The sequence below is a fragment of the Streptomyces sp. NPDC000404 genome (assembly GCF_040300365.1).
Classification (GTDB): Bacteria; Actinomycetota; Actinomycetes; order Streptomycetales; family Streptomycetaceae; genus Streptomyces; species Streptomyces ramulosus.
In genome coordinates this window covers 273,888-293,997 of sequence record NZ_JBEPDN010000007.1, presented here as the reverse complement: position 1 = coordinate 293,997, position 20,110 = coordinate 273,888, and the positions used below count along the sequence as shown (strand labels likewise).

Here is a 20,110-nt window from a genome sequence, read left to right as displayed (position 1 = left end):
TTCTGGTGCAGCGAACGAGCGGCTATAGCTCAGACGGTTAGAGCGCTTCCCTGATAAGGAAGAGGTCCCAGGTTCAAGTCCTGGTAGCCGCACCGCCCATCGGCCCGGCCGGAGATTTCTCCGGTCGGGCCGATGTCGTTGTGCGAGTGCGTCAGTTGACCCGGTGCGCGGGGCCGCGGGCCGGTCGTCGCCCGGCGCGGAGGAGATAACCGATCGGTATCGGCCGGTGTGTATCATCGGCCCACATAGGTCCCCTACGTCAACGAAAGACGAGGTCGCGCGGTGAAGAAGCTTCTCCTGGTCGCACTGGCCGCCATCGGCGGGCTCCTCGTGTACCGCCAGATCCAGGCGGATCGCGCCGAGCAGGATCTGTGGACGGAGGCGACCGACTCCGTGCCCGCAGGTTCGGGTGTGTGAGACCAAACGCCCAGCACAGTTTGTACGGACCCCGGTTGCCGCTGGCTTCCGGGGTTTCGTGCGTCGGGAGGCGGGTGGGGCGCGGCCCCCGGGCGCGGACGCCGTGGCGCGGCCGTGACTTCCTTCCCGTGTATTTGCCATAGCACATGATTAAGTTGCACTAGCAAAGTTACGTGGTGGGGCACCCGTACGGCGCGAGGGGGACGAGGGCATGGCACGACGGCACCGACGGTGGCGGGCGGCGGCACTGACCTGTGGGTTGCTGCTGGCGTCGGCCGCGGCACCGGCACCGGCGCACGCCGCCCGGAACGCCCCGGCCGCCCCGGCCGGCGGCGGCACGGTGATGGTCCTCGACTCCTCCGGTTCGATGGCGAAGGACGCCGGCTCCGGCACCACCCGGATCGCCGCCGCCCGCAAGGCCGTCGGCGCCGCAGCCGACGCCCTGCCGGACGGCCACCCCACCGGGCTGCGGGTCTACGGCGCCGACAGGTCCCGGGGATGCGACGACACCCGGCTCGTGCGGCCCGTCGCCCCGCTGGACCGGGCCGGCCTCAAGCAGGCGGCCGCCGCCGTCGAGCCCGAGGGGGACGCCCCCGTCGGCCGCTCGCTCCAGGCCGCAGCGGCCGATCTGCGGGCGCACGGCGGGAGTTCCGGCAGCCGGACGATCCTGCTGGTCTCGGACGGCGAGGACAGCTGCCCCACGCCGTCGCCCTGCGCGGTCGCGGCGCAGCTCGGCCGGTCCGAAGAAGACCTGCGGATCGACACGGTCGGCTTCCAGGTCTCCGGGGCGGCCCGGCAGCAGCTGGAGTGCGTCGCCAAGGCCGGGAACGGGCGGTACTACGACGCCCCGGACGCCGGCTCCCTCACCCGCCAGCTCCAGCGGGCCGGACAACTCTCCGCCGGCAGCTACCGCCTGAAGGGCGAGCGGGTGCGCGGCGAGCCCGCGCGTGACACCGCGCCGCGCCTCACACCGGGTCAGTACACCGACACCATCGGCCCGAACGAGAAGCGGTACTACGCCGTCGATCTGGACGCCGCCGCCACCGCCGACTTCTCGGCGACCGTGGCCCCCGAGCCCGGCGCCGCCGTCGACACCTCCGACGCGCTGCACACCGAGATCGCGTACGGCACGGACGGCGTCTGCGAGTCCGCCACGGAGCGGTTCGGCCAGCGCGAGGGCGCCACCCCGCTCGCCTCCGGGCTCAGCCGGGTGCCGTCGGAGAGCGGCTACCGCGGCTGCGACAAGGCCGGGCGGTACTGGTTCGCGGTCGAGCGCAAGGCGGCGCCGGGCTCGGACGGCGCGAGGTGGCCGCTGGAGCTGACGTTTCACGTGGAACATCCGCTGAAGAAGGGCGTCACGCCCGCGCAGTCGGCGCCGGAGTACGGCGCGGGCGGCAAGGACGCGACGCTGCCCGCGGGCGCCCCGCGCGACGTCCGGGGCGGCACGGGCTTCAACGACGCCCGGACGCTGGGTCAGGGCGTCTGGCGCGACCGGCTGCTGCCCGCACAGACCCTCTGGTACAAGGTCCCGGTCGGCTGGGGCCAGCAGCTCCGCTACGACGTGCAGTTCGCCAACGAGCCGACGCAGGCGGGCCGCGGCGCGCACTACTCCTACGCCGCCACCCAGGTCTACACACCGGACCGGGTGCCGGTCGGCAGCGGCACCGGCGAGTTCACCCCGCGCAAGCTGTACGCCGGGAAGCCGACGTCGCTGCAGATGGGGACGGTGCCGGTGGCCTGGAGCAACCGCTACGAGTCCGGCACCCATGTCGTACCGGTGCACCGCGCGGGCGACTTCTACCTCGCGGTGACGCTGGGCGCCGGCGCCGCCGAGATCGCCCGGAACCCGCAGATCGGGGTGGTGCTGAAGGTCGCTGTGCTGGGTACCGCGAAGTCCGGCCCGGCAGCGGACGCGGGCCGGGCCACGCACACCGCGTCCGGCGACACCGCGCAGGAGCCGGACAACGCCACCCAATCCACGGGCGGTTGGAAGCCGGGCCCGGTGGTGGCCGGGTGCTCCCTCGGCGTCGGCGTCCTGCTGCTGGCCGGGCTTGCCGCGTCCTACCTCCGCGCGCGCCGGAGCCCCGTGGCGGGCGGCGCCGGGCCGGTGGACCCGCGGACGGCGGGCCAGGCGTTGCCGCCGGCCGTTCCGGGGCAGGAGCAGCAGGCGCAGGATCAGCAGGGGAACGCGGTGAAGGGGGAGCCATGGTGACGGGGTGTGCGGTACGGAGAGGGGCCGCCGCATTGGCGGCGCTCTCGGCGGTGGCCTGGGCACCGGGCGCGGTGGGCACGGCGTCCGCCGCCGACGGCACCGCGGACCTCACGAAGGTGCCCCGCTACGCCACGGCGCCGGACGCCACCCCGGTCAAGGGCCGGGCGAGCGCGGCCGACGCCCCGGAGATCGGCAAGGGGACGTACACCGACTCCATCGAACGCGGTGAGCAGAAGTACTACACCGTCCCCCTCGACGCCCGCTCCACCGCGTACTTCTCCGTGGTCGCCGCCCCGCCGCCGGGCACCAAGGTCGAGGACCACACCGACCGGCTCAAGATCAGCGTGCAGGACGTCAATGGCGCCATCTGCGACCGCGAGGCCGATCCGGCGTTCCGCGGGGACGGCATGGCCTACCCCATCGCCGACTACGCGACCCGCAGCGTCGACGGCGACGGCTCCCGGTGCCGGAGCGCCGGGGCGTACTACCTCGTCGTCACCCGGGAGGGCTCGGCGACGTCCGGGCCGCAGGCGTGGCCCATCGAGATCACCCACCTCTCCGAACCGGGCCTCAAGGACACCGCGCCGACCGTGCCCGCCGACGGCGGCCCGTCCGCCACGCCCCCGCCGCCCGCCTCGGGCACCAAGCGGAAGGCCCGTGGCGGCGCCGGCTTCCACAGCGCGGGCGGTGTGGACACGGGCCTGTGGAAGGACCGCATCCGGCCCGGCGAGTCCCGCTTCTACCGGGTGCCGGTCGACTGGGGCCAGCGCCTCAACCTCAGCGCGGAGCTGCCCAACGCGGCCGGCGGCACCGCCGAGGGCATCTCCAAGGCGCTCGGCGTGACCGCGTACAACCCGGCGCGCGGTGTGATCGACGACGACACCTTCGTCTTCTACGACGGCCGGCCCGCCGCCTCCAGGCTCTTCACCGCGCCGGTGGCGTACGGCAACCGCTTCGCCGTCTCCGACGACGTCCGCGCCATGCGGGTGGCCGGCTGGTACTACCTGGAGGTCACGCTCCACCCCGATGCCGCACGGTTCTTCCCGCAGGGCGCGGACCTGACGCTGCGGGTGGACGTCCGGGGGACCGCCCGGCCCGGGCCCGGGTACGCCGGTCCCGCCGGGGACTTCTCGGTGCGGCCCGGGGACCGTGAGGCGGCCGGGAAGGGGCTGCCCGGGGAGCAGGCGGGCGGCGGGAACCTGCGGACGCTGGGCTACGCGGGGATCGCCACCGGCGCGGTGCTGCTGGCCGCCCTCGGCTCCTGGACGCTGCTGGCCCGCCGGACGGCCGCCACGGCCACCGCCGCGGGCCCCGCGCTGTCCCCGCAGGCGCATGCCGCGGAGCCCACCCGCTCCGGTGCGCGCGCCCCGGGCATCCCGCCCGGCTGGCCGGACCGCCGCTAGGCCGTATCCGTAAAGGCCCGTCGTCCGCCCGGAGGCCGTCGCGCGCCGGGCGGGACTTTGCGGAGATGCCCTAGGAGACGGTGAGCGCCCAGATGCCGAAGGCGATGCAGAGCAGCGCGACGACGAGCACCGGGACCGCCACCTTGGCCGGTGGGCCGGGTCGCCGTACCGCCGCGGGCGCGGCATGCTCCGGGACGCCGGGCGGTACCGGCGGCGCCGCGGCGGGCGGCTGCGGCGAGGTGTAGGGCCGGGTGGCCGGCGGCTGCTGCCAGGAGCCCGCGGTCGGCCGGTACGTCCCCGAGGGCGGGGTGCCGGGCGGCGCCGCGGGGGCCGGGACGTGCGGGGCGGCCACCGGGACCGGCGGGGTGGCGGGCGGCTGCGGGAGCGGCTGCGGCAGCGACTGTCCGGGCGGGGCGAGGACGAAGCTTCCGGTGTCGGACGGGGCGAGCGGCGCACCGGCGCCGGAGCCGGCCCCGCGGCCGTCGCGCGGCGCGGTGAGCGGCCCGTCCGGCCCGAACCCCTCGGGCAGCGGTCCGATGTGGTCGAAGACCTCGACCGCCTCGTCGTCGATCCCCGCTTCGGGCAGCAGCTCGACGGCAGCCAGCACCGCCTTCCGCGCCCCGGTGGCGGTACGGAACCGGGACTCCGGATCGGGGTGCAGCAGCGTCGCCAGCACCTGCCACAGCGGCTCCGGGACGCCCTCGGGCGCGTGCGGTACGCCGTGCTCGGTGAAGTGCCGCACCAGCGCTTCGGCGTCCGGTTTGGTGCCGGTGATCAGGTACAGCGCGACCAGGCCGACCGCGAACAGATCGGCGGGGAAGTCCGGCTCGGCGCCCAGCATCTGCTCGGGCGCGAAGTAGCCGGGCGTGCCCACCACGTAGTTGGTCTCGGTGAGCCGCGGCTCACCCTTGCGCATGGCGATGCCGAAGTCGGAGAGGCGCAGATGCGGCCGACCGGTGCCGGTCGCCTCCAGCAGGATGTTCGCCGGTTTGATGTCGCGGTGCACCACGCCCTCGTCGTGCACCGCGGTCAGCCCGGCGAGCAGCTGGTCGAGCAGGGTGCAGACATACCGCGGGGGCAGCGGGCCGTAGTCGCCGATGAGATGGGCGAGCGAGCCGCCGTGCACCAGATCCATGGTGAACAGGACCTTGGCGTCGTCGGCGGCCCAACTCGCCGGGGCGAGCACGTGCGGATGATCGATCCGCAGCGCCTGTTCCCGGACGAACCGCAGCAGGGTGTGCGCATCGCTCTGCTGGAGCACCTTGGCGGCGACGTAGCGGCGCCGCCGGTGGTCCCAGGCGCGCCAGACGGCGCCCACGCCTCCGCGCCCGACCGGGTCGACCAGCTCGTACCGCCCGGCGAAGATCTCACCCATGGTGCTGCCCCGTCGCTTTCTGACCTGTGCGTACCCCGCGGTGACCGGCCCGCTGTACGGCTAGCTCTGGTGCGCCTCGTAGTGCGCGACCGCGTCCCCGGTGCGGCCGGCACCGTAGACCCGGAGGAACTCTGCCAGCTCGGGGTGGGTGGGGGCGAGGGCGTTCGCCGCCTCGATGATCTCTCCCGCGTCCGAAACCGACCGGAGCAGCGACTGGATCTCGCGCACCACGCGCCGCACGGTGGTCGAGCCGGTCGACGAGACGGTCTGTGCGGTGTTGCTCAGCACCGAACCCCCCGCGGTCTTCTTGATCTCGTCCATCCGGTCGGTGGCCTCGGCGGCGCTGACGCTGCCGTCGGCGACCTGACCGGCCAACTCCTGGAGCGCCTGGACCCGTTGGACCACGGCGGGGTTGCCTATCTTCGCCCGCTGACCGCTCATCAGCTGCGACAGCATCGGCGCGGACAGGCCGAGCACCCCCGCGAGCCGGGCCTGGTTGAGCCCGAGATCGTCGATGAGGCGGCGGAAGAGGGCACCGAGCGGTTCCCCGTACCAATTCCGCTGCAGCTCCCGGGCCCGCGCGGTGGCTTCCTGCTGTGCTGCGTCCATGCCGTCTCCCCATCTCCCCGGTCGCGCTTCGCTGCCGCGAATCTCGCGAAGCATCCTACGGAGAGCGACGGTGCCGGGCGATACCCGGTCGGGAAAGCGCTCGTGCACCAGGTACCCTGGTCGGCGACGGGGCCTTAGCTCAGTTGGTAGAGCGCTGTCTTTGCATGGCAGATGTCAGGGGTTCGACTCCCCTAGGCTCCACTCCGTAAAACCCCTCCGACCTGCGGAAACGTAGGGCGGAGGGGTTTTCTCATGGGCACGTGGGGCCGGGGTGCGCACCGGGGGCCGCACGGTGGTCGCGCACCGCATTCCCTCGCCTGATCCCCACCGTTCCCCCACCCTTTCTGTACCTTTGGCCGCCTTCCCCGCGGCCGCCGAGCACCTCGAACCCCGCACGGGAAGAACCGAGTTGTCCGGGATGGCAGTGACGGAAGCGCGCGAGATCTTCGATGCCGGAGCCGAGTTCGACCGCCGGGTGGCGAACCTGGTCGTGCACGGGTACCCGGAGCTGTCGAGGCGCTGGGCCGGGATGGGTGTTTCACGTGAAACGTGGCCGTCGTACCGCGGCGGGGCCGGTGGCTTCACGCGGGGAATGCGATGGCCGTCTCGGGGCGTGAAGGTGCGTTGCGATGTTTCCCGTGAAACCACGGGCCCGGCTGTTCGCGTGCCGCCTGCCCACTTGTCCGTCTCCCCGGCTGCGTACGCGACGGTGCCCGCCGGCCCTCAGGGGTGGCGGGCACCGGGTGACGTACCGGAGCGATGGGGTGGGCGGCCGGTCCGAGGCGTCGGGCCTGGCCAGGGCGCCGCTCCCGGCGGAGGGGCCGAGGCCCTGCGCAGGCGCAGGGCCGACGGGCGGGCGAGGTCCGAAGACCGGGCAGATGCTCGACGGTCCGGAGGAAGCCCGACGGTAAGGCGGAGCCTCGACCGTCAGGCGGGGCCCGAAAGTCAGGCCGAGGCTCCGCCCGGGCCGTCGCCGTGCTCCTTGTCCTCGTCCCCGGGCTCGTTCCGGGCCGTGGCTCCGCTGCCGTCGACGGAGCCGAGCCGGCCGCGGTCGTTCACCTCGGTGGGGGCGGGCGGCTCCACCAGCCAGTCCGGGTTGGCCTGCTTGTCCCACCACTTCCAGGCGGCGATGGCGCCTCCGGCCAGCAGCCCCACCACCAGCAACCGCTTGGCGGTCTTCCCGGCCCGGGCCCGGCAGCGGTTCTTCCGTGCCAGCTTCTCGATCTCGGCGGCCGTCACCTCGCCGCGCAGCGCCGCGAGTGCCGCGGTGCCACGGGCGAGCGCCTCCTCGCGGACCGGTTCGGCGGCCGTGCGGGCCGAGTGCACGGCGCTCTCCACCCGGGGCGCGGCGTACTCCGCGGCCTGCCGTGCCGCACAGCGGGTGCGATGGGCGGCGCGGCACGCCGCCGCGTCCACCTTCGGCGGCAGCGCGCCCCGGGCGTGGTCGATACGCGGCTGCAGATGGGTGTCGTAGCGGGCCCGCGCCTGCTGGGCGGCCTCCGCCACCACGGGGGTCACCCGGGTGCGGGCCTGCTGCGCGGCCTCCGCCACCATCGGCGCCACACGCGTCCGCGCCTCCTGGGCGAACTGCATCGCGGTGTCCCTGGCCGTACCGGCGTACGGGGCCACCACCTCAGCGGCGTGCCGCACGCTCTCCCTGGCCGAACCGGTCGCGGCGCGCACGCTGTCCTTGCGGGTCACTGGATCCTCCTCCTCGGTGGCGTGTCCGGGGCCGTGGGGGCTGCTCCCCCAGGTCTGCTCTCTTGCCTGTCCACCCGGTTGACGATCATGCCCGCTCGCCCGCCGTACGGCATGTACGCGCGGGCATCCGGGTCATGGCGCGCGCCCCGCCGCCGAGGGAGCGCGGGTGCCCGCCGTCGGGGCCGTACGCGCCGGGGCGGGGCGCGGCACGGGCCGCGTACCGGGCCGGTCCGTGCGAGGATCGGAGCCCGATCAGCGAAGACTCATGGAAGGCAGATCCGTGGCTGAGCAGCTCTACGCCACCCTGAAGACCAACCAGGGCGACATCACCCTTCGGCTGCTGCCGAACCACGCCCCCAAGACGGTGAAGAACTTCGTCGAACTCGCCAAGGGCGAGCGGGAGTGGACCCACCCGGCAACCGGCAAGAAGTCCACGGACAAGCTGTACGACGGCACCGTCTTCCACCGCGTGATCAGCGGCTTCATGATCCAGGGCGGCGACCCGCTCGGCAACGGCACCGGCGGCCCGGGCTACGAGTTCGCCGACGAGTTCCACCCCGAGCTGGGGTTCACCAAGCCGTACCTGCTCGCCATGGCCAACGCCGGTCCGGGCACCAACGGCTCGCAGTTCTTCATCACCGTCTCCCCGACCGCATGGCTGACCGGCAAGCACACCATTTTCGGTGAGGTCGCAGATGAGGCCGGCAAGAAGGTCGTGGACGCCATCGCCGCCACCCAGACCAACCCGCGCACCGACCGCCCGGTGCAGGACGTCGTCATCGAGTCGGTCGTCATCGAGAACCGCGAGAGCTGACCCGGGCCCGGCCCGGGCGCCCCGCGCCCGCCGTTCCCGGGAACCTTGCGCCCCGTCCGGTCGTAGACCAGGCGGGGCGCCCCGCGTGCTGGCCCGGTGGTGGGCGGGTGTGTTGTGATGACGCGCCCAGCCGCAGAGAGGACGACCGAGCGATGGACCAGGTGCCAGGCACCCCGCAGGATCCGCAGGGCGCGGGCGGCGCACATGGCCTGCCGGGGTGCTACCGCCATCCCGACCGCCCGACGGGCGTCACCTGCACCCGCTGCGAGCGGCCGATCTGCCCCGAGTGCATGGTCAGCGCCTCGGTCGGCTTCCAGTGCCCGGAGTGCGTACGCACCGGCAGCGGTACGGGCCACTCGGCGCACGCCACCACCCCGCGCACCCTCGCGGGCGGAGCCGTCGCCTCCGACCCCAAGCTGATCACCAAGATCCTGCTGGGCCTCAACGTCGCGGTCTTCATCGCGGTCTACGCCTCCAGCGGGCTCGTCGGACGCCTCGACCTGATCGGCCTGGCCTTCGACCCGCAGCACTACCAGCTCGTCGGGGTCGCCGAGGGCCAGTGGTACCGCCTGATCACCGCGGTCTTCCTGCACCAGGAGATCCCGCACATCGCGTTCAACATGCTGTCCCTGTGGTGGCTGGGACCGCCGCTGGAAGCCGCGCTCGGCCGGCTGCGCTACACCGCGCTCTATCTGCTCGCCGGGTTGGGCGGCAGCGCCCTGTCGTATCTGCTCGCGGCGCAGAACCAGCCCTCGCTCGGTGCCTCCGGCGCGATCTTCGGTCTGCTGGGCGCCACCGCGGTCCTGCTGCGGCGGCTGAACTACGACATGAAGCCCGTGCTGATCCTGCTGGGCCTCAACCTCGTCTTCACCTTCCTGTGGCCGAATATCGCCTGGCAGGCGCATGTCGGCGGCCTGGTGGTGGGCGCGGCGGTGGCGTACGGCATGGTGCATGCGCCGCGCGAGCGCCGGACGCTGGTGCACACCCTGACGTGTGTCGCCGCGCTGCTGGTGATCATCGGTGTGGTCGTGCTGCGGACGTTCCAGCTGACCGGCTGAGCGGCCGCGCGGGCCTGGGGGTAACCGGCGCCCGCGGGCCCGTTCCACGGTGTTGTCCACAGTGCGTGGCGGATCTTGTGCACGCTGTGGGGAACGCCCGTCCCGGATCGTACGAACCTGCGTTTTCCCAGTACGTAGGGGGGAAGCAGGTCACCGGGACGGGCGTGGCCGATCACACCGGCGTCAACATCCCGAGAGGTTATCCACAGATCTTCTGAAGTTTTCCCCGGCTGTGGATAACTGTGTGGATGGCCTTGGGCAGGGCTTGCGTCACTTCCACTGCGTGGAGACGCCGAAGCCCACCGCGATGAAGCCGAATCCGCACACGATGTTCCAGTCGCCCATCGCCTTGACCGGCAGATCCGCCTCGGAGACGTAGTACAGCACGATCCAGGCGAGCCCGATCAGGAACATCGCCAGCATCACCGGGGCGACCCAACCGCGGCCGGAATTCATCTTCAGGCTGGTGGCCTTGGCCGGCGGCGGGGTGAAGTCGTCCTTCTTGCGGATCCGTGACTTCGGCACGAGGAACTCTCCTGTCGATGCGCTGCTCTCCCGCTCTCGACTCCTCTTGAGCGGGAGGTGCCCCCGTCCGCGCGGGCGTACGGGCGGGAGCCGGACGGATGCGCCGGGGAGCGGTTCGGCGCCCCGGGGCGTCCGTTAGCGTAGTGCTTCCGCGGCGTCGTAAGGAGCAAGGGTACGTTGAGCACTCCAGCTGACTCCTCCGGCCGCCCGGCCCGCCCGCGGCTGCGACCCGTGCGCCTGCTCACACTCGCCGTCTTCGCGCTCGCGGGCCTGATGTTCTGGCTCAGCTTCGACACCGCACGCGGCACCGATCTGCGCTCCGACGACTCCATGCTCCGCCTTTCCGACCTCATCCAGCAACGGAGTCAGAAGAACGGCGCCCACGACGAACGCAACGCGGCGCTCCGCTCGGACGTCGAGGGCCTCACCCGGCGCGACAACGGCACCTCCCGGGCGGAGGAGGCCAAGCTCCGGGCGCTGGAGGAGCAGGCGGGCACGGAGAAGCTGAAGGGCGAGGGCCTGTCGGTGACCCTCACCGACGCCCCGCCGAACGCCACCGCCAAGATCCCCGGCATCCCCGAGCCGCAGCCCAACGACCTCGTCATCCACCAGCAGGACCTCCAGGCCGTGGTGAACGCGCTGTGGCGGGGCGGCGCCAAGGGCATCGAGGTCATGGACCAGCGGCTGATATCCACCAGCGCGGTGCGCTGCGTCGGCAACACCCTGATCCTCCAGGGCCGCGTCTACTCCCCGCCCTACAAGATCACCGCCGTCGGCGACCGGGACGCCCTCAACCGCGCGCTGACCGAGGCACCCGCGATCCAGAACTACCTCCAGTACGTCAACGCCTACGGCCTCGGCTGGAAAGTCGACCAGCGCGAGGCGGTGACTCTGCCCGGCTACTCCGGCACAGTGGAGCTCCACTACGCACAGCCGGCGCAGCCGTAGCCCGCGCGCCGGCGACGGCGGCGGGAAGGGGCGGGGCCGGTGACGGTGCGGTGGATCGTCCGGACGTTCAGCGAGCTGTGCGTCACGACCGGCACGCTCATCGTGCTGTTCGTCTGCTACCTCCTCTTCTGGACCGGCGTACGCGCCGACAACGCCATGGACCAGGAGATCGGCCGCCTCCAGGAACGCTGGTCGGCCACGGCACCCACGACCGGTGCGGCCCGCCCCGGCCCGGCCACCGCACCGGCGCCGCCCGGCAGCCCCCGCCCGTACGCGAACGGCGCCGCGTTCGCCGTCATGTACATCCCCCGTCTCGGCGCGGAGTGGTCCAAGCCGGTCCTTGAGGGCACCGGCACCGGCGTGCTGCGGCGCGGGCTCGGGCACTACGCGGCCACCGCTCGCCTCGGCGAGGTCGGCAACTTCTCCGTCGCCGGGCACCGGCGCACCTACGGCGACCCGTTCAAGGACTTCCCGCTGCTGCGGCCCGGCGACGCCGTGGTGGTCTCCGACGGCACCACGTGGTTCACCTACCGCATCGACCGGCGGCCCTACCGGACGCTGCCCGACGACATCGGCGTGATCGACCCCGTGCCCCGCGCCTCCGGCTACCGCGGGCCCGGCCGCTATCTGACCCTGACCACCTGCGAGCCGGAGTGGGGACACAGTCACCGGCTCATCACCTGGGCACATCTGGACGCGACGCAGCCGGTGGCGCAGGGAAGGCCCCCGGCTTTGTCCGGCTGACCCACCCGGGCCCCTCCTCGCCCCGTAGTCTGGTGGGGCAATCGACACCGTCATCGGCGAGTAGGGACAGCATGTACGGCTGGATCTGGCGGCATTTGCCGGGCAACACATGGGTGAAGGCGCTGATTTCCCTGGTGCTGGTGCTGGTGGTCGTCTTCGTGCTTTTCCAGTACGTCTTTCCGTGGGCGGAGCCGCTGCTCCCCTTCAATGACGTCACGGTCGATCAAGGGATGGCAGCCGTCCGATGAGTGCACGCATTCTCGTCGTCGACAACTACGACAGCTTCGTCTTCAACCTCGTGCAGTACCTCTACCAACTCGGCGCCGAATGCGAGGTGCTGCGCAACGACGAGGTCACCCCCGCCCATGCGCAGGACGGCTTCGACGGGGTGCTGCTGTCGCCCGGCCCGGGCGCGCCGGAGGAGGCCGGGGTCTGCATCGACATGGTCCGGCACTGCGCGGACACCGGCGTCCCGGTCTTCGGCGTCTGCCTGGGCATGCAGTCCATGGCGGTCGCCTACGGCGGGGTGGTCGGCCGCGCCCCCGAGCTGCTGCACGGCAAGACCTCGCTGGTCTCGCACGCGGGCGAGGGCGTCTTCAGCGGCCTGCCCTCGCCGTTCACGGCCACCCGCTACCACTCGCTCGCCGTCCAGGAGGGCACGGTGCCGGACGAGTTGACCGTCACCGCCTGGACCGACAACGGCATCGCGATGGGGCTGCGCCACCGCGAACTGCCCGTGGAAGGCGTCCAGTTCCACCCAGAGTCGGTGCTCACCGAATGGGGTCACCGGATGCTCGCCAACTGGCTCGTCGCCTGCGGTGACGCGGGAGCGGTGGAGCGCTCGACGGGGCTCGCCCCGGTGGTCGGCAAGGCCGGCGCGTGACCGCCACACGCCCCGAGCGTGACGGCAACCCCCACGATCCCTACGCCTCACAGGGCGTGGACGGCGATCCGTACGGCGGGGACGCGGCGTTCGAGGCGGCGGTGGGGCAGCTCAACGATCCGCTGATGGACCCGCTGCCGAGACCGGGCGGCCCACCCGGCGGGCCGGACGCGGCCCCCGCCGAGCAGCCGCGGCCCGCCGACCCGGCAGCCACCGGCATCCCCGCGCCCGCGCGCCCGGGCGGCCACGCCCGGCTCACCGGCTCACCGGCGCCCGACCACGGCTCGCCGTGGTTCCGTCCGCGCCCGGTGGAGGAGGAGAGACCGGCGGACGCCACGCCACCCCGCGCCGCCACCGGATTCGGGCCCGAGACGCCCGCGGGCCGCCGCACCGCCACGGGCCCGGCCCAGGTACCGCCGTTCGGCCCCGCGGCTGCCCGCCCCCAGCCCCCGGGCCCGTCCGCTCCCTCCGCACCGTCCCCCACCGCCGGACCGGTGGCCGACGACGAGACCATGGCGCTGCGCCAGGCGGAACGGACCGGGAATCCGGGCGGCGCCCCCTCCGGCAGCGACGCCGTTTCACGTGAAACAGCGTCGGGCACGGCCTCGGTTTCACGTGAAACCGAAGGGGAGGACCACGAGGGTGTTTCACGTGAAACGGCGGCCGCCCCGGCCCCCGGCGGACGCGCCGCGCGCCGTAAGGCGGCCCAGCAGGCGGCGAAGCGCGGCGGGCGCCGGGGCAAGCACGGCGGCGCCGCGGCCACGAGCGCCCCGCCCCCGCCGCCGCCCGCGCCCACCTCACGGCTGGAGGCCCGCCGCGCCGCCCGCGCCGCGAAGGAGAGCCTGAGCCTCATCGCCAGCCGCGCCATCGGCGAGGTGTTCATCACGCTCGGCGTGGTGATGCTGCTCTTCGTCACCTACCAGCTGTGGTGGACGAACGTCCTGGCCCAGCAGGAGGCGGGCGGCGCCACCACCACCCTGCAGCACCAGTGGGACGAGGGCGGCGGCGAGAAGAAGTCGCTGGCCGCGGGCGAGCGCTTCGCCATCATGTACATCCCGAAGCTGGACGTGAAGGCGCCGATCGCCGAGGGCATCGACAAGCACTCCGTGCTGGACCGCGGGATGGTCGGACACTACGACAAGAGCAGCGGGATCAAGACGGCGATGCCCTGGGACAAGAAGGGCAACTTCGCGGTGGCCGCCCACCGCAACACCCACGGCGAGCCGTTCCGCTACATCAACAAGCTCAGCCCGGGCGACAAGATCGTCGTGGAGACGCAGAGTACGTACTACACGTACGAGATGGAGAGCATCCTCCCGCAGACCAGCCCGCAGAACGTCAGCGTCATCCAGCCGGTGCCGCAGGGTTCCGGCTTCACGGCGCCGGGCCGGTACCTCACCCTGACGACCTGCACCCCGGAATTCACCAGTACCTACCGGATGATCGTCTGGGGCAAGATGGTCGCGGCGCAGCCGCGGAGCAAGGGCGAACCGGATGCGCTCACCGGCTGACCGAAGGTAAGAGGGGTACTACGCGGTGACTGCCACGGGCCATGACGAGGACATCGAACGGTCCGCGCCGCCGAACCGACCACGCCGGATGCGCCGCTCCGTCGCCGCCGTGATCAGCGTGATCGGCGAACTGCTGATCACCGCCGGACTGATCCTCGGCCTCTTCGTCGCGTACTCGCTGTGGTGGACGAACGTCCTCGCCGACCGCGCCGCCGACAAGCAGGGCGACGAGGTGCGCCGCCACTGGGCCGCTCCCACGCCGAAGGGGCCGGGCAAGCTGGACACCAAGGACGGCATCGGCTTTCTGCACGTCCCGGCGATGAAGAACGGCGAGGTGCTGGTCAAGAAGGGCACCGGCTCCGAGATCCTCAACGAGGGCGTGGCCGGCTACTACACCAAGCCGATCGCCTCCGCGCTGCCGCAGGACAAGAAGGGCAACTTCACCCTCGCCGCGCACCGCGACGGCCACGGCGCGAAGTTCCACAACATCGACAAGCTCCGCGAGGGCGACCCGATCGTCTTCGAGACCAAGGACACCTGGTACGTCTACAAGGTCTACGCGGTGCTCGACCAGACCTCGAAGTTCAACGTGGACGTCCTCGACCGCATCCCCAAGGAGTCCGGGAAGGACAAGGCCGGCCGCTACATCACGCTGACGACCTGCACCCCGGTCTACACCTCGAACTACCGCTACATCGTCTGGGGCGAGCTGGAGCGCACCGAGAAGGTCGACGCGGACCGCACCCCGCCGGAGGAACTGCGCTGACCGACCGGGCACCGCGCCCCGGCCTCCCCCGGCCGTGACCGGCGCTCCACGCCGCGCACACGAGATGAGCCCGGGCCCCTTTCCAGGGGCCCGGGCTCATCTGTGAAGCGGGTGGACCGCGTAACCGTCGTGCGGTGACGCCGCCGTCAGCCGAACGGCCAGCCGCCGCCGTCGTCGCCGTGGTCACCGCCGCCACCGATGGTGGTCAGCGTCACCGTCGTGGAGGCGGGGTCGGACGGGGTGTCGCCCGCGGGGTCCTGCTGCATGACCCGGGCGTTGTCGTCCTGGTTGCTGCCGCCGGCGAACTGGATGTTGGTGAATCCGGCGTCCTGCAGCATCTTCTTGGCGTCCTTGACCTTCTGGCCGACGACATTGGGCACCGGCTTCTGCGCCGCCGCCTTGCCGACGGTCAGCGTGACCGTGGTGTTGACGTCGACCTCGGTCTGGCCCGCCGGATCCATGGCGGTGACCTTGCCGACCTGCGCCGGGTCGGACACCTCCTGCTCCTGCTTGGTGACCTGGAGCCCGAGATCCTTCAGCTGCTTCTCCGCCGCGGCGAAGTCGTTGCCGACGACGTCGGGGACCTTCACCTTCGGGTTGGACTTGGCGATCGTCAGCGTGATCGTGGTGTTCTTCGGCTTGCTGGCGCCCGGCTTCGGGTCCTGGTCGAGGACGGTGCCCGGGTCCTGCTCGGAGACCTTCTGCGTGAGCTCGACGTTCTCGAAGCCCTTGTTCTTCAGCTCGGAGCGCGCCTCGCTCTCGCTGAAGCCACGGACGTTGGGGACCTGCACCTGCTTGGGGCCGGTGCACATCGTGACGGTGATCGTGCCGCCCTCGTCGATGGTGGCGCCCTCAGCCGGTTCCTGCTTGGTGATCTGGCCCTTGTCGACGTTCTCGCAGGCCTCGCTGCCACCCTTGACGATCTTCAGATCGCCGTTGTTCCGGGCGGACTCCTTCGCCTGCGCCAGGGTTTCGCCGACGATGTTGGGCGCCGTCACCCCGCCGCCGGAGGCCTTTCCGCTGAACATCGCCTTGCCGATGAAGATCGCACCGACCAGGACGAGGACACCGGCGACGGCCAGCAGGATCGTCGAGGTGTGGCTCTTCTTCGGCGGACCGGAGGCACCCCGGCGGCCCGAGGGCCGGTCGTCGTAGCCGTAGCCGCCGTCGTCCGGGTTCATCGGCGGCAGCATCGCGGTCTGCGCGCCCGGGTCCTGCGGCCGCAGCATCGTCGTGGGCTGGTCCTGGTCGAAACCGCCCGCGCCCATCGCGGTGGTGGCCGCGACCGGCTGGCCGTCCAGCGCCGCCTCGATGTCGGCCCGCATCTCGTCCGCGGACTGGTAGCGGTAGTCCGGGTCCTTGGTCAGCGCCTTGAGGACGATGGCGTCCATCTCCGGCGTGATCTCGGGGTCGAAGTTGCTGGGCTTCTGCGGCTCCTCCCGCACATGCTGGTACGCCACGGCGACCGGCGAGTCACCGATGAACGGCGGCCGGACGGTGAGGAGTTCGTAGAGGAGACAGCCGGTGGAGTAGAGGTCGGAGCGGGCGTCGACCTGCTCGCCCTTGGCCTGCTCCGGGGAGAGGTACTGCGCGGTGCCGATGACCGCGGCGGTCTGCGTCATGGTCATTCCGGCGTCGCCCATCGCCCGGGCGATACCGAAGTCCATGACCTTGACCTGGCCGGTGCGGGTCAGCATGACGTTGGCGGGCTTGATGTCACGGTGGACGATGCCGGCCCGGTGCGAGTACTCCAGCGCCTGGAGCACCCCGATGGTCATCTCCAGGGACCGCTCGGGCAGCAGCTTCCGCCCGGAGTGCAGCAGCTCCCGCAGCGTGGAACCGTCGACGTACTCCATGACGATGTACGGGATCGAGACGCCGTCGACGTAGTCCTCGCCGGTGTCGTAGACCGCGACGATGGACGGATGGTTCAGCGAGGCGGCCGACTGGGCCTCACGGCGGAACCGGGCCTGGAAGGACGGGTCGCGGGCGAGGTCCACCCGCAGCGTCTTCACCGCTACGGTGCGGCCCAGGCGGCTGTCGTGGGCGAGGTACACCTCGGCCATGCCACCGCGGCCGAGCACCGAGCCCAGCTCGTACCGGCCGCCGAGGCGACGCGGCTCATCCATAAGCTTCTCCAGCCCTCTCCGTCAGTCCCGACCGCACCCGTGTGTGGTCCGGCGGTGTGCTGTCCGGGCATACGGTACCCGGCGCTCTGCACCGGGCCGGGCCGTAACCGCAACCTGATATCTGACCGGTACGGCCCTGCCCAGGAGTCACTTCTTGTCGCTGAGCACCGCTTCCATCACGCTCTTCGCCACCGGGGCGGCGAGCTTGCCACCCGCGATGTCGCCGCGAAGTGTGTCGGAACCCTCAATGACGACGGCGACGGCGACCGGGGTGCCCTTGGCGGTCTTCGCGTAGGAGATGAACCACGCGTAAGGGTTGTCCTTGTTGCCCACACCGTGCTGCGCGGTACCGGTCTTGCCACCGACCGTCACGCCCGGGATCTGCGCGGAGGTACCCGTACCGGTCTTGACGACGGTCTCCATCATGTCCTGGAGCTTCTGGGCGTTCTCCGGCTTGAGCGGCTGGCTCATCTCCTTCGGCGTGTGCTGCTCCACGACGTTGAGGTTCGGCGCGACCAGCTTGTCGACCATGTACGGCTCCATCAGCTTGCCGCCGTTGGCGATCGCCGCGGTGACCATGGCCATCTGCATCGGGGTGGCGCGGTTCGACGCCTGACCGATGCCCGCCTGGGCGTTCTGCGGGCGGTTGTCCTCGGGATAGATGCTCTCGGCGAGACGGACCGGGGTGTCGATCTTCGAGTTGTTGAACCCGAACTTCTCCGCCTCGGCCATCATCTTCTTGTTGCCGAGGTCGGCGCTGATCTTGCCGAAGACGGTGTTGCACGACCAGCGCAGCGCCTCGCGGAGGCTGGCGTCCTTGCAGGGGATGTTGCCCTCGTTCGGCAGCGGGACGTGGTTGGTGTCCGGCAGGTACCAGGGCATCGGCGACCGGGTCGGGGCGTCGATGTCGGTGTAGAGACCGTTCTCCAGTGCCGCCGCCGCGGTGACGACCTTGAAGGTCGAGCCGGGCGGGTACGTCTGCCGCAGCGCGCGGTTCAGCGTCGGGTCGTCCGGGTTGTTCTCCTTCAGGAGCCCGTTGTACGCCTTGGAGTCGTCGTCGCTCATGCCGGCGAAGGTGGACGGGTCGTACGACGGCGCCGTGGCCAGCGCCAGGATCGCGCCGGTCTCCGGGTTGATCGCGGCGACCGCGCCCTTCTTGTCGCCCAGCCCCTCGAAGGCGGCCTTCTGCGCCTTGGCGTTGAGGGTGGTGACGACGTCACCGCCCTCCTGCTTGCGGCCGGTGAGCATGTCGACGGTGCGGCTGAAGAACAGCCGGTCGTCGGTGCCGGTGAGGATCTTGTCGTACAGCTTCTCCAGCTGGTTGGCGTCGAACGCCTGCGAGGCGTAGCCCGTGACGGGCGCCCACATCTTGCCGTTCTTGTACGTCCGCTTGTACTTGTAGTCGCCGCTGTCGGTCGTCGTGGAGCTGGTGACCGGCTGGTCGCCGACGATGATGTCGCCGCGCGGCTTGCTGTACCGCTCGATGGCGACGCGGCGGTTGTTGGAGTCGTTCTTCAACTCGTCGGCCTGGACGAACTGCACCCAGTTGACGCGGACGAGCAGGGCGAGGACGAGCAGGCCGCAGAAGATCGCGACCCGGCGCAGGGGCTTGTTCACGGGCGGACCACCTGGGTCATCTCGGCGTCGGTGGAGGGGGCGGGGGCCGGGGCGGGCCGCCGGGCGGTGTCGCTGATGCGCAGCAGGATGCCGACCAGCGCCCAGTTGGCGATGACGGACGAACCACCCTGGGCGAGGAACGGCATCGTCATACCGGTCAGCGGGATCAGGCCCGTCACACCGCCGGCGACGACGAAGACCTGCAGCGCGAAGGCGCCGGACAGGCCGACGGCCAGCAGCTTGCCGAACGGGTCGCGGGCCGCGAGCGCCGTGCGGATGCCCCGCTCGATGAGCAGGCCGTACAGCAGCAGGACGGCCATCAGGCCGGCCAGCCCGGTCTCCTCGCCGACGGTGGCGAGGATGTAGTCGCTCTTGGGCGCGATGCCGCCGATCAGCCGGGAGTAGCCCTGGCCGAGACCGGAGCCGAGGATGCCGCCGGAGCCGAAGGAGTACATCGCCTGCGCGGTCTCGGTGACACCGCCGTTGAGCAGCTCCAGCGGGTTGAGCCAGTTGTGGACACGGACCTGGACGTGCGATTCGAAGGTGGCCACCGCGACGGCGCCGCCGGCGCTCAGCAGCAGACCGAAGACGATCCAGCTGGTGCGCTCGGTCGCGACGTACAGCATGATCACGAAGAGGCCGAAGAAGAGCAGCGAGGTGCCCAGGTCGGTCTCGAAGACCAGGATCATCAGGCTCAGCGCCCAGATGACGAGGATCGGCCCGAGGTCGCGGCCGCGCGGCAGGTACAGGCCCATGAACCGGCGGCTGGCCAGCGCCAGCGCGTCCCGCTTCACCATCAGGTACCCGGCGAAGAACACCGCGATGATGATCTTCGCGAACTCTCCGGGCTGCAGCGAACCGACACCGGGGATCGTGATCCAGATGCGCGCGCCGTAGCGGGCCGGGAAGAAGATCGGCGCGATCAGCAGCAGCAGCGCGACCACCATCGAGATGTAGGTGTAGCGCTGCAGGACGCGGTGGTCCTTGAGCAGGATCAGCACGCCGAGGAAGAGCGCGACACCCAGCGTCGACCACATCAGCTGGCCGGGCGCCATCGGGCCGCCCAGGTTCGTCGTGGTGATCTTCGGTTCCTGGTCGAGCCGCCAGATGAAGACCAGCCCGAGGCCGTTGAGGAGGGTGGCGATCGGCAGCATCAGCGGGTCGGCGTACGGCGCCCACTTGCGGACGACGAGATGCGCGACGCCCGCCAGCAGGGCCAGCCCGAGGGCGTAGCCGAAGACGCCGGCGGGGATCGCCTGCTCCTTGGCGAGCCCCACGTTGATGTAGGCGAAGACCGGGATGATCACCGCGAAGACGAGCAGCGCCAGCTCGGTGTTGCGGCGGCTCGGGGCTCCGATGGTGCCGATGGTGGTGGTGTTGGTGGTACTGCTCATGACG

Annotated in this window: 18 protein-coding genes and 2 tRNA genes; 13 read left to right on the top strand and 7 right to left on the bottom strand. The window is 71.6% G+C overall.

The genetic code is table 11. The features are described from left to right. Positions 1 to 18 precede the first annotated feature (18 nt). The 4 genes from ABT345_RS15845 (at position 19) to ABT345_RS15830 (ending at position 4,032) form a co-directional block, all read left to right on the top strand. A tRNA-Ile gene (locus ABT345_RS15845) sits at positions 19 to 92 on the top strand. A 190-nt stretch (positions 93 to 282) separates the two neighbouring features. Then, positions 283 to 417, top strand: a complete 135-nt coding sequence (locus ABT345_RS15840) for a DLW-39 family protein (protein ID WP_003958712.1) — start codon at positions 283 to 285, stop codon at positions 415 to 417. A 211-nt stretch (positions 418 to 628) separates the two neighbouring features. Continuing rightward, positions 629 to 2,629, top strand: coding sequence for a vWA domain-containing protein (locus tag ABT345_RS15835; RefSeq protein ID WP_345089240.1), 2,001 nt, complete (start codon positions 629 to 631; stop codon positions 2,627 to 2,629). Between the two features lie 32 nt (positions 2,630 to 2,661). Beyond that, positions 2,662 to 4,032 carry a hypothetical protein gene (locus ABT345_RS15830; protein ID WP_345089237.1) on the top strand — a complete coding sequence of 457 codons (1,371 nt, stop codon included), beginning with the start codon at positions 2,662 to 2,664 and terminating at the stop codon, positions 4,030 to 4,032. Positions 4,033 to 4,102: 70 nt separating this feature from the next. Here ABT345_RS15830 and ABT345_RS15825 read toward each other — a convergent pair whose 3' ends face one another. Together ABT345_RS15825 and ABT345_RS15820 are read right to left on the bottom strand one after the other, a co-directional pair. Continuing rightward, positions 4,103 to 5,407 (bottom strand): serine/threonine-protein kinase, encoded by a 1,305-nt coding sequence (locus tag ABT345_RS15825; RefSeq protein WP_345089234.1) that lies wholly within the window; start codon positions 5,405 to 5,407, stop codon positions 4,103 to 4,105. 60 nt (positions 5,408 to 5,467) lie between these two features. Then, a complete protein-coding gene (locus ABT345_RS15820; protein WP_143941787.1) occupies positions 5,468 to 6,016 on the bottom strand; it encodes a helix-turn-helix domain-containing protein in 549 nt (182 codons plus the stop codon). Between the two features lie 128 nt (positions 6,017 to 6,144). Between ABT345_RS15820 and ABT345_RS15815 the strand changes: the two genes are divergently transcribed. Next, positions 6,145 to 6,217: transfer RNA gene (locus ABT345_RS15815), tRNA-Ala, on the top strand. A 744-nt stretch (positions 6,218 to 6,961) separates the two neighbouring features. On the opposite strand, the gene ABT345_RS15810 is transcribed toward ABT345_RS15815, so the two are convergent. Continuing rightward, positions 6,962 to 7,717 carry a DUF5324 family protein gene (locus ABT345_RS15810; protein WP_345089230.1) on the bottom strand — a complete coding sequence of 252 codons (756 nt, stop codon included), beginning with the start codon at positions 7,715 to 7,717 and terminating at the stop codon, positions 6,962 to 6,964. Positions 7,718 to 7,997: 280 nt separating this feature from the next. Here ABT345_RS15810 and ABT345_RS15805 point away from each other — a divergent pair, with 280 nt between their 5' ends. Next, complete coding sequence (locus ABT345_RS15805) at positions 7,998 to 8,531, top strand: peptidylprolyl isomerase (protein WP_345089228.1); 534 nt, start codon at positions 7,998 to 8,000, stop codon at positions 8,529 to 8,531. A gap of 152 nt (positions 8,532 to 8,683) precedes the next feature. Then, positions 8,684 to 9,589, top strand: a complete 906-nt coding sequence (locus ABT345_RS15800) for a rhomboid family intramembrane serine protease (RefSeq protein ID WP_345089225.1) — start codon at positions 8,684 to 8,686, stop codon at positions 9,587 to 9,589. A 270-nt stretch (positions 9,590 to 9,859) separates the two neighbouring features. On the opposite strand, the gene crgA is transcribed toward ABT345_RS15800, so the two are convergent. Then, positions 9,860 to 10,114 carry a cell division protein CrgA gene (crgA, locus tag ABT345_RS15795; RefSeq protein WP_345089222.1) on the bottom strand — a complete coding sequence of 85 codons (255 nt, stop codon included), beginning with the start codon at positions 10,112 to 10,114 and terminating at the stop codon, positions 9,860 to 9,862. A gap of 177 nt (positions 10,115 to 10,291) precedes the next feature. Here crgA and ABT345_RS15790 point away from each other — a divergent pair, with 177 nt between their 5' ends. The 6 genes from ABT345_RS15790 (at position 10,292) to ABT345_RS15765 (ending at position 14,966) form a co-directional block, all read left to right on the top strand. Next, positions 10,292 to 11,062 carry a DUF881 domain-containing protein gene (locus tag ABT345_RS15790; protein ID WP_345089219.1) on the top strand — a complete coding sequence of 257 codons (771 nt, stop codon included), beginning with the start codon at positions 10,292 to 10,294 and terminating at the stop codon, positions 11,060 to 11,062. A gap of 39 nt (positions 11,063 to 11,101) precedes the next feature. Next, positions 11,102 to 11,806, top strand: coding sequence for a class E sortase (locus ABT345_RS15785; protein ID WP_345089216.1), 705 nt, complete (start codon positions 11,102 to 11,104; stop codon positions 11,804 to 11,806). Positions 11,807 to 11,877: 71 nt separating this feature from the next. Continuing rightward, positions 11,878 to 12,054 (top strand): hypothetical protein, encoded by a 177-nt coding sequence (locus ABT345_RS15780; protein ID WP_345089213.1) that lies wholly within the window; start codon positions 11,878 to 11,880, stop codon positions 12,052 to 12,054. Next, positions 12,051 to 12,689, top strand: coding sequence for an aminodeoxychorismate/anthranilate synthase component II (locus tag ABT345_RS15775; RefSeq protein WP_345089211.1), 639 nt, complete (start codon positions 12,051 to 12,053; stop codon positions 12,687 to 12,689). The genes ABT345_RS15780 and ABT345_RS15775 overlap by 4 nt, the downstream gene beginning before the upstream one ends. Beyond that, the gene (locus ABT345_RS15770) at positions 12,686 to 14,200 is read left to right on the top strand and encodes a class E sortase (protein ID WP_345089207.1); all 1,515 of its coding nucleotides are present in this window, start codon (positions 12,686 to 12,688) and stop codon (positions 14,198 to 14,200) included. The genes ABT345_RS15775 and ABT345_RS15770 overlap by 4 nt, the downstream gene beginning before the upstream one ends. A gap of 25 nt (positions 14,201 to 14,225) precedes the next feature. Continuing rightward, positions 14,226 to 14,966: a class E sortase gene (locus ABT345_RS15765; RefSeq protein WP_345089204.1), complete on the top strand. Its 741-nt coding sequence runs from the start codon at positions 14,226 to 14,228 to the stop codon at positions 14,964 to 14,966. 146 nt (positions 14,967 to 15,112) lie between these two features. Here ABT345_RS15765 and pknB read toward each other — a convergent pair whose 3' ends face one another. The 3 genes from pknB to ABT345_RS15750 form a co-directional block, all read right to left on the bottom strand. Next, positions 15,113 to 17,095, bottom strand: coding sequence for a Stk1 family PASTA domain-containing Ser/Thr kinase (gene pknB / locus ABT345_RS15760; protein WP_345089202.1), 1,983 nt, complete (start codon positions 17,093 to 17,095; stop codon positions 15,113 to 15,115). A gap of 147 nt (positions 17,096 to 17,242) precedes the next feature. Then, complete coding sequence (locus ABT345_RS15755) at positions 17,243 to 18,712, bottom strand: peptidoglycan D,D-transpeptidase FtsI family protein (protein ID WP_345089199.1); 1,470 nt, start codon at positions 18,710 to 18,712, stop codon at positions 17,243 to 17,245. After that, positions 18,709 to 20,106: an FtsW/RodA/SpoVE family cell cycle protein gene (locus ABT345_RS15750; RefSeq protein ID WP_345089195.1), complete on the bottom strand. Its 1,398-nt coding sequence runs from the start codon at positions 20,104 to 20,106 to the stop codon at positions 18,709 to 18,711. Before ABT345_RS15750 ends, ABT345_RS15755 begins: the two co-directional genes overlap by 4 nt. Positions 20,107 to 20,110 lie beyond the last annotated feature (4 nt).

Coding starts and splice junctions, on each gene's coding strand:
- ABT345_RS15835 (WP_345089240.1), top strand. CDS start 629: ATGGCACGACGGCACCGACGGTGGCGGGCGGCGGCACTGACCTGTGGG.
- ABT345_RS15825 (WP_345089234.1), bottom strand. CDS start 5,407: ATGGGTGAGATCTTCGCCGGGCGGTACGAGCTGGTCGACCCGGTCGGG.
- ABT345_RS15820 (WP_143941787.1), bottom strand. CDS start 6,016: ATGGACGCAGCACAGCAGGAAGCCACCGCGCGGGCCCGGGAGCTGCAG.
- ABT345_RS15800 (WP_345089225.1), top strand. CDS start 8,684: ATGGACCAGGTGCCAGGCACCCCGCAGGATCCGCAGGGCGCGGGCGGC.
- ABT345_RS15780 (WP_345089213.1), top strand. CDS start 11,878: ATGTACGGCTGGATCTGGCGGCATTTGCCGGGCAACACATGGGTGAAG.
- ABT345_RS15775 (WP_345089211.1), top strand. CDS start 12,051: ATGAGTGCACGCATTCTCGTCGTCGACAACTACGACAGCTTCGTCTTC.
- pknB (WP_345089202.1), bottom strand. CDS start 17,095: ATGGATGAGCCGCGTCGCCTCGGCGGCCGGTACGAGCTGGGCTCGGTG.
- ABT345_RS15750 (WP_345089195.1), bottom strand. CDS start 20,106: ATGAGCAGTACCACCAACACCACCACCATCGGCACCATCGGAGCCCCG.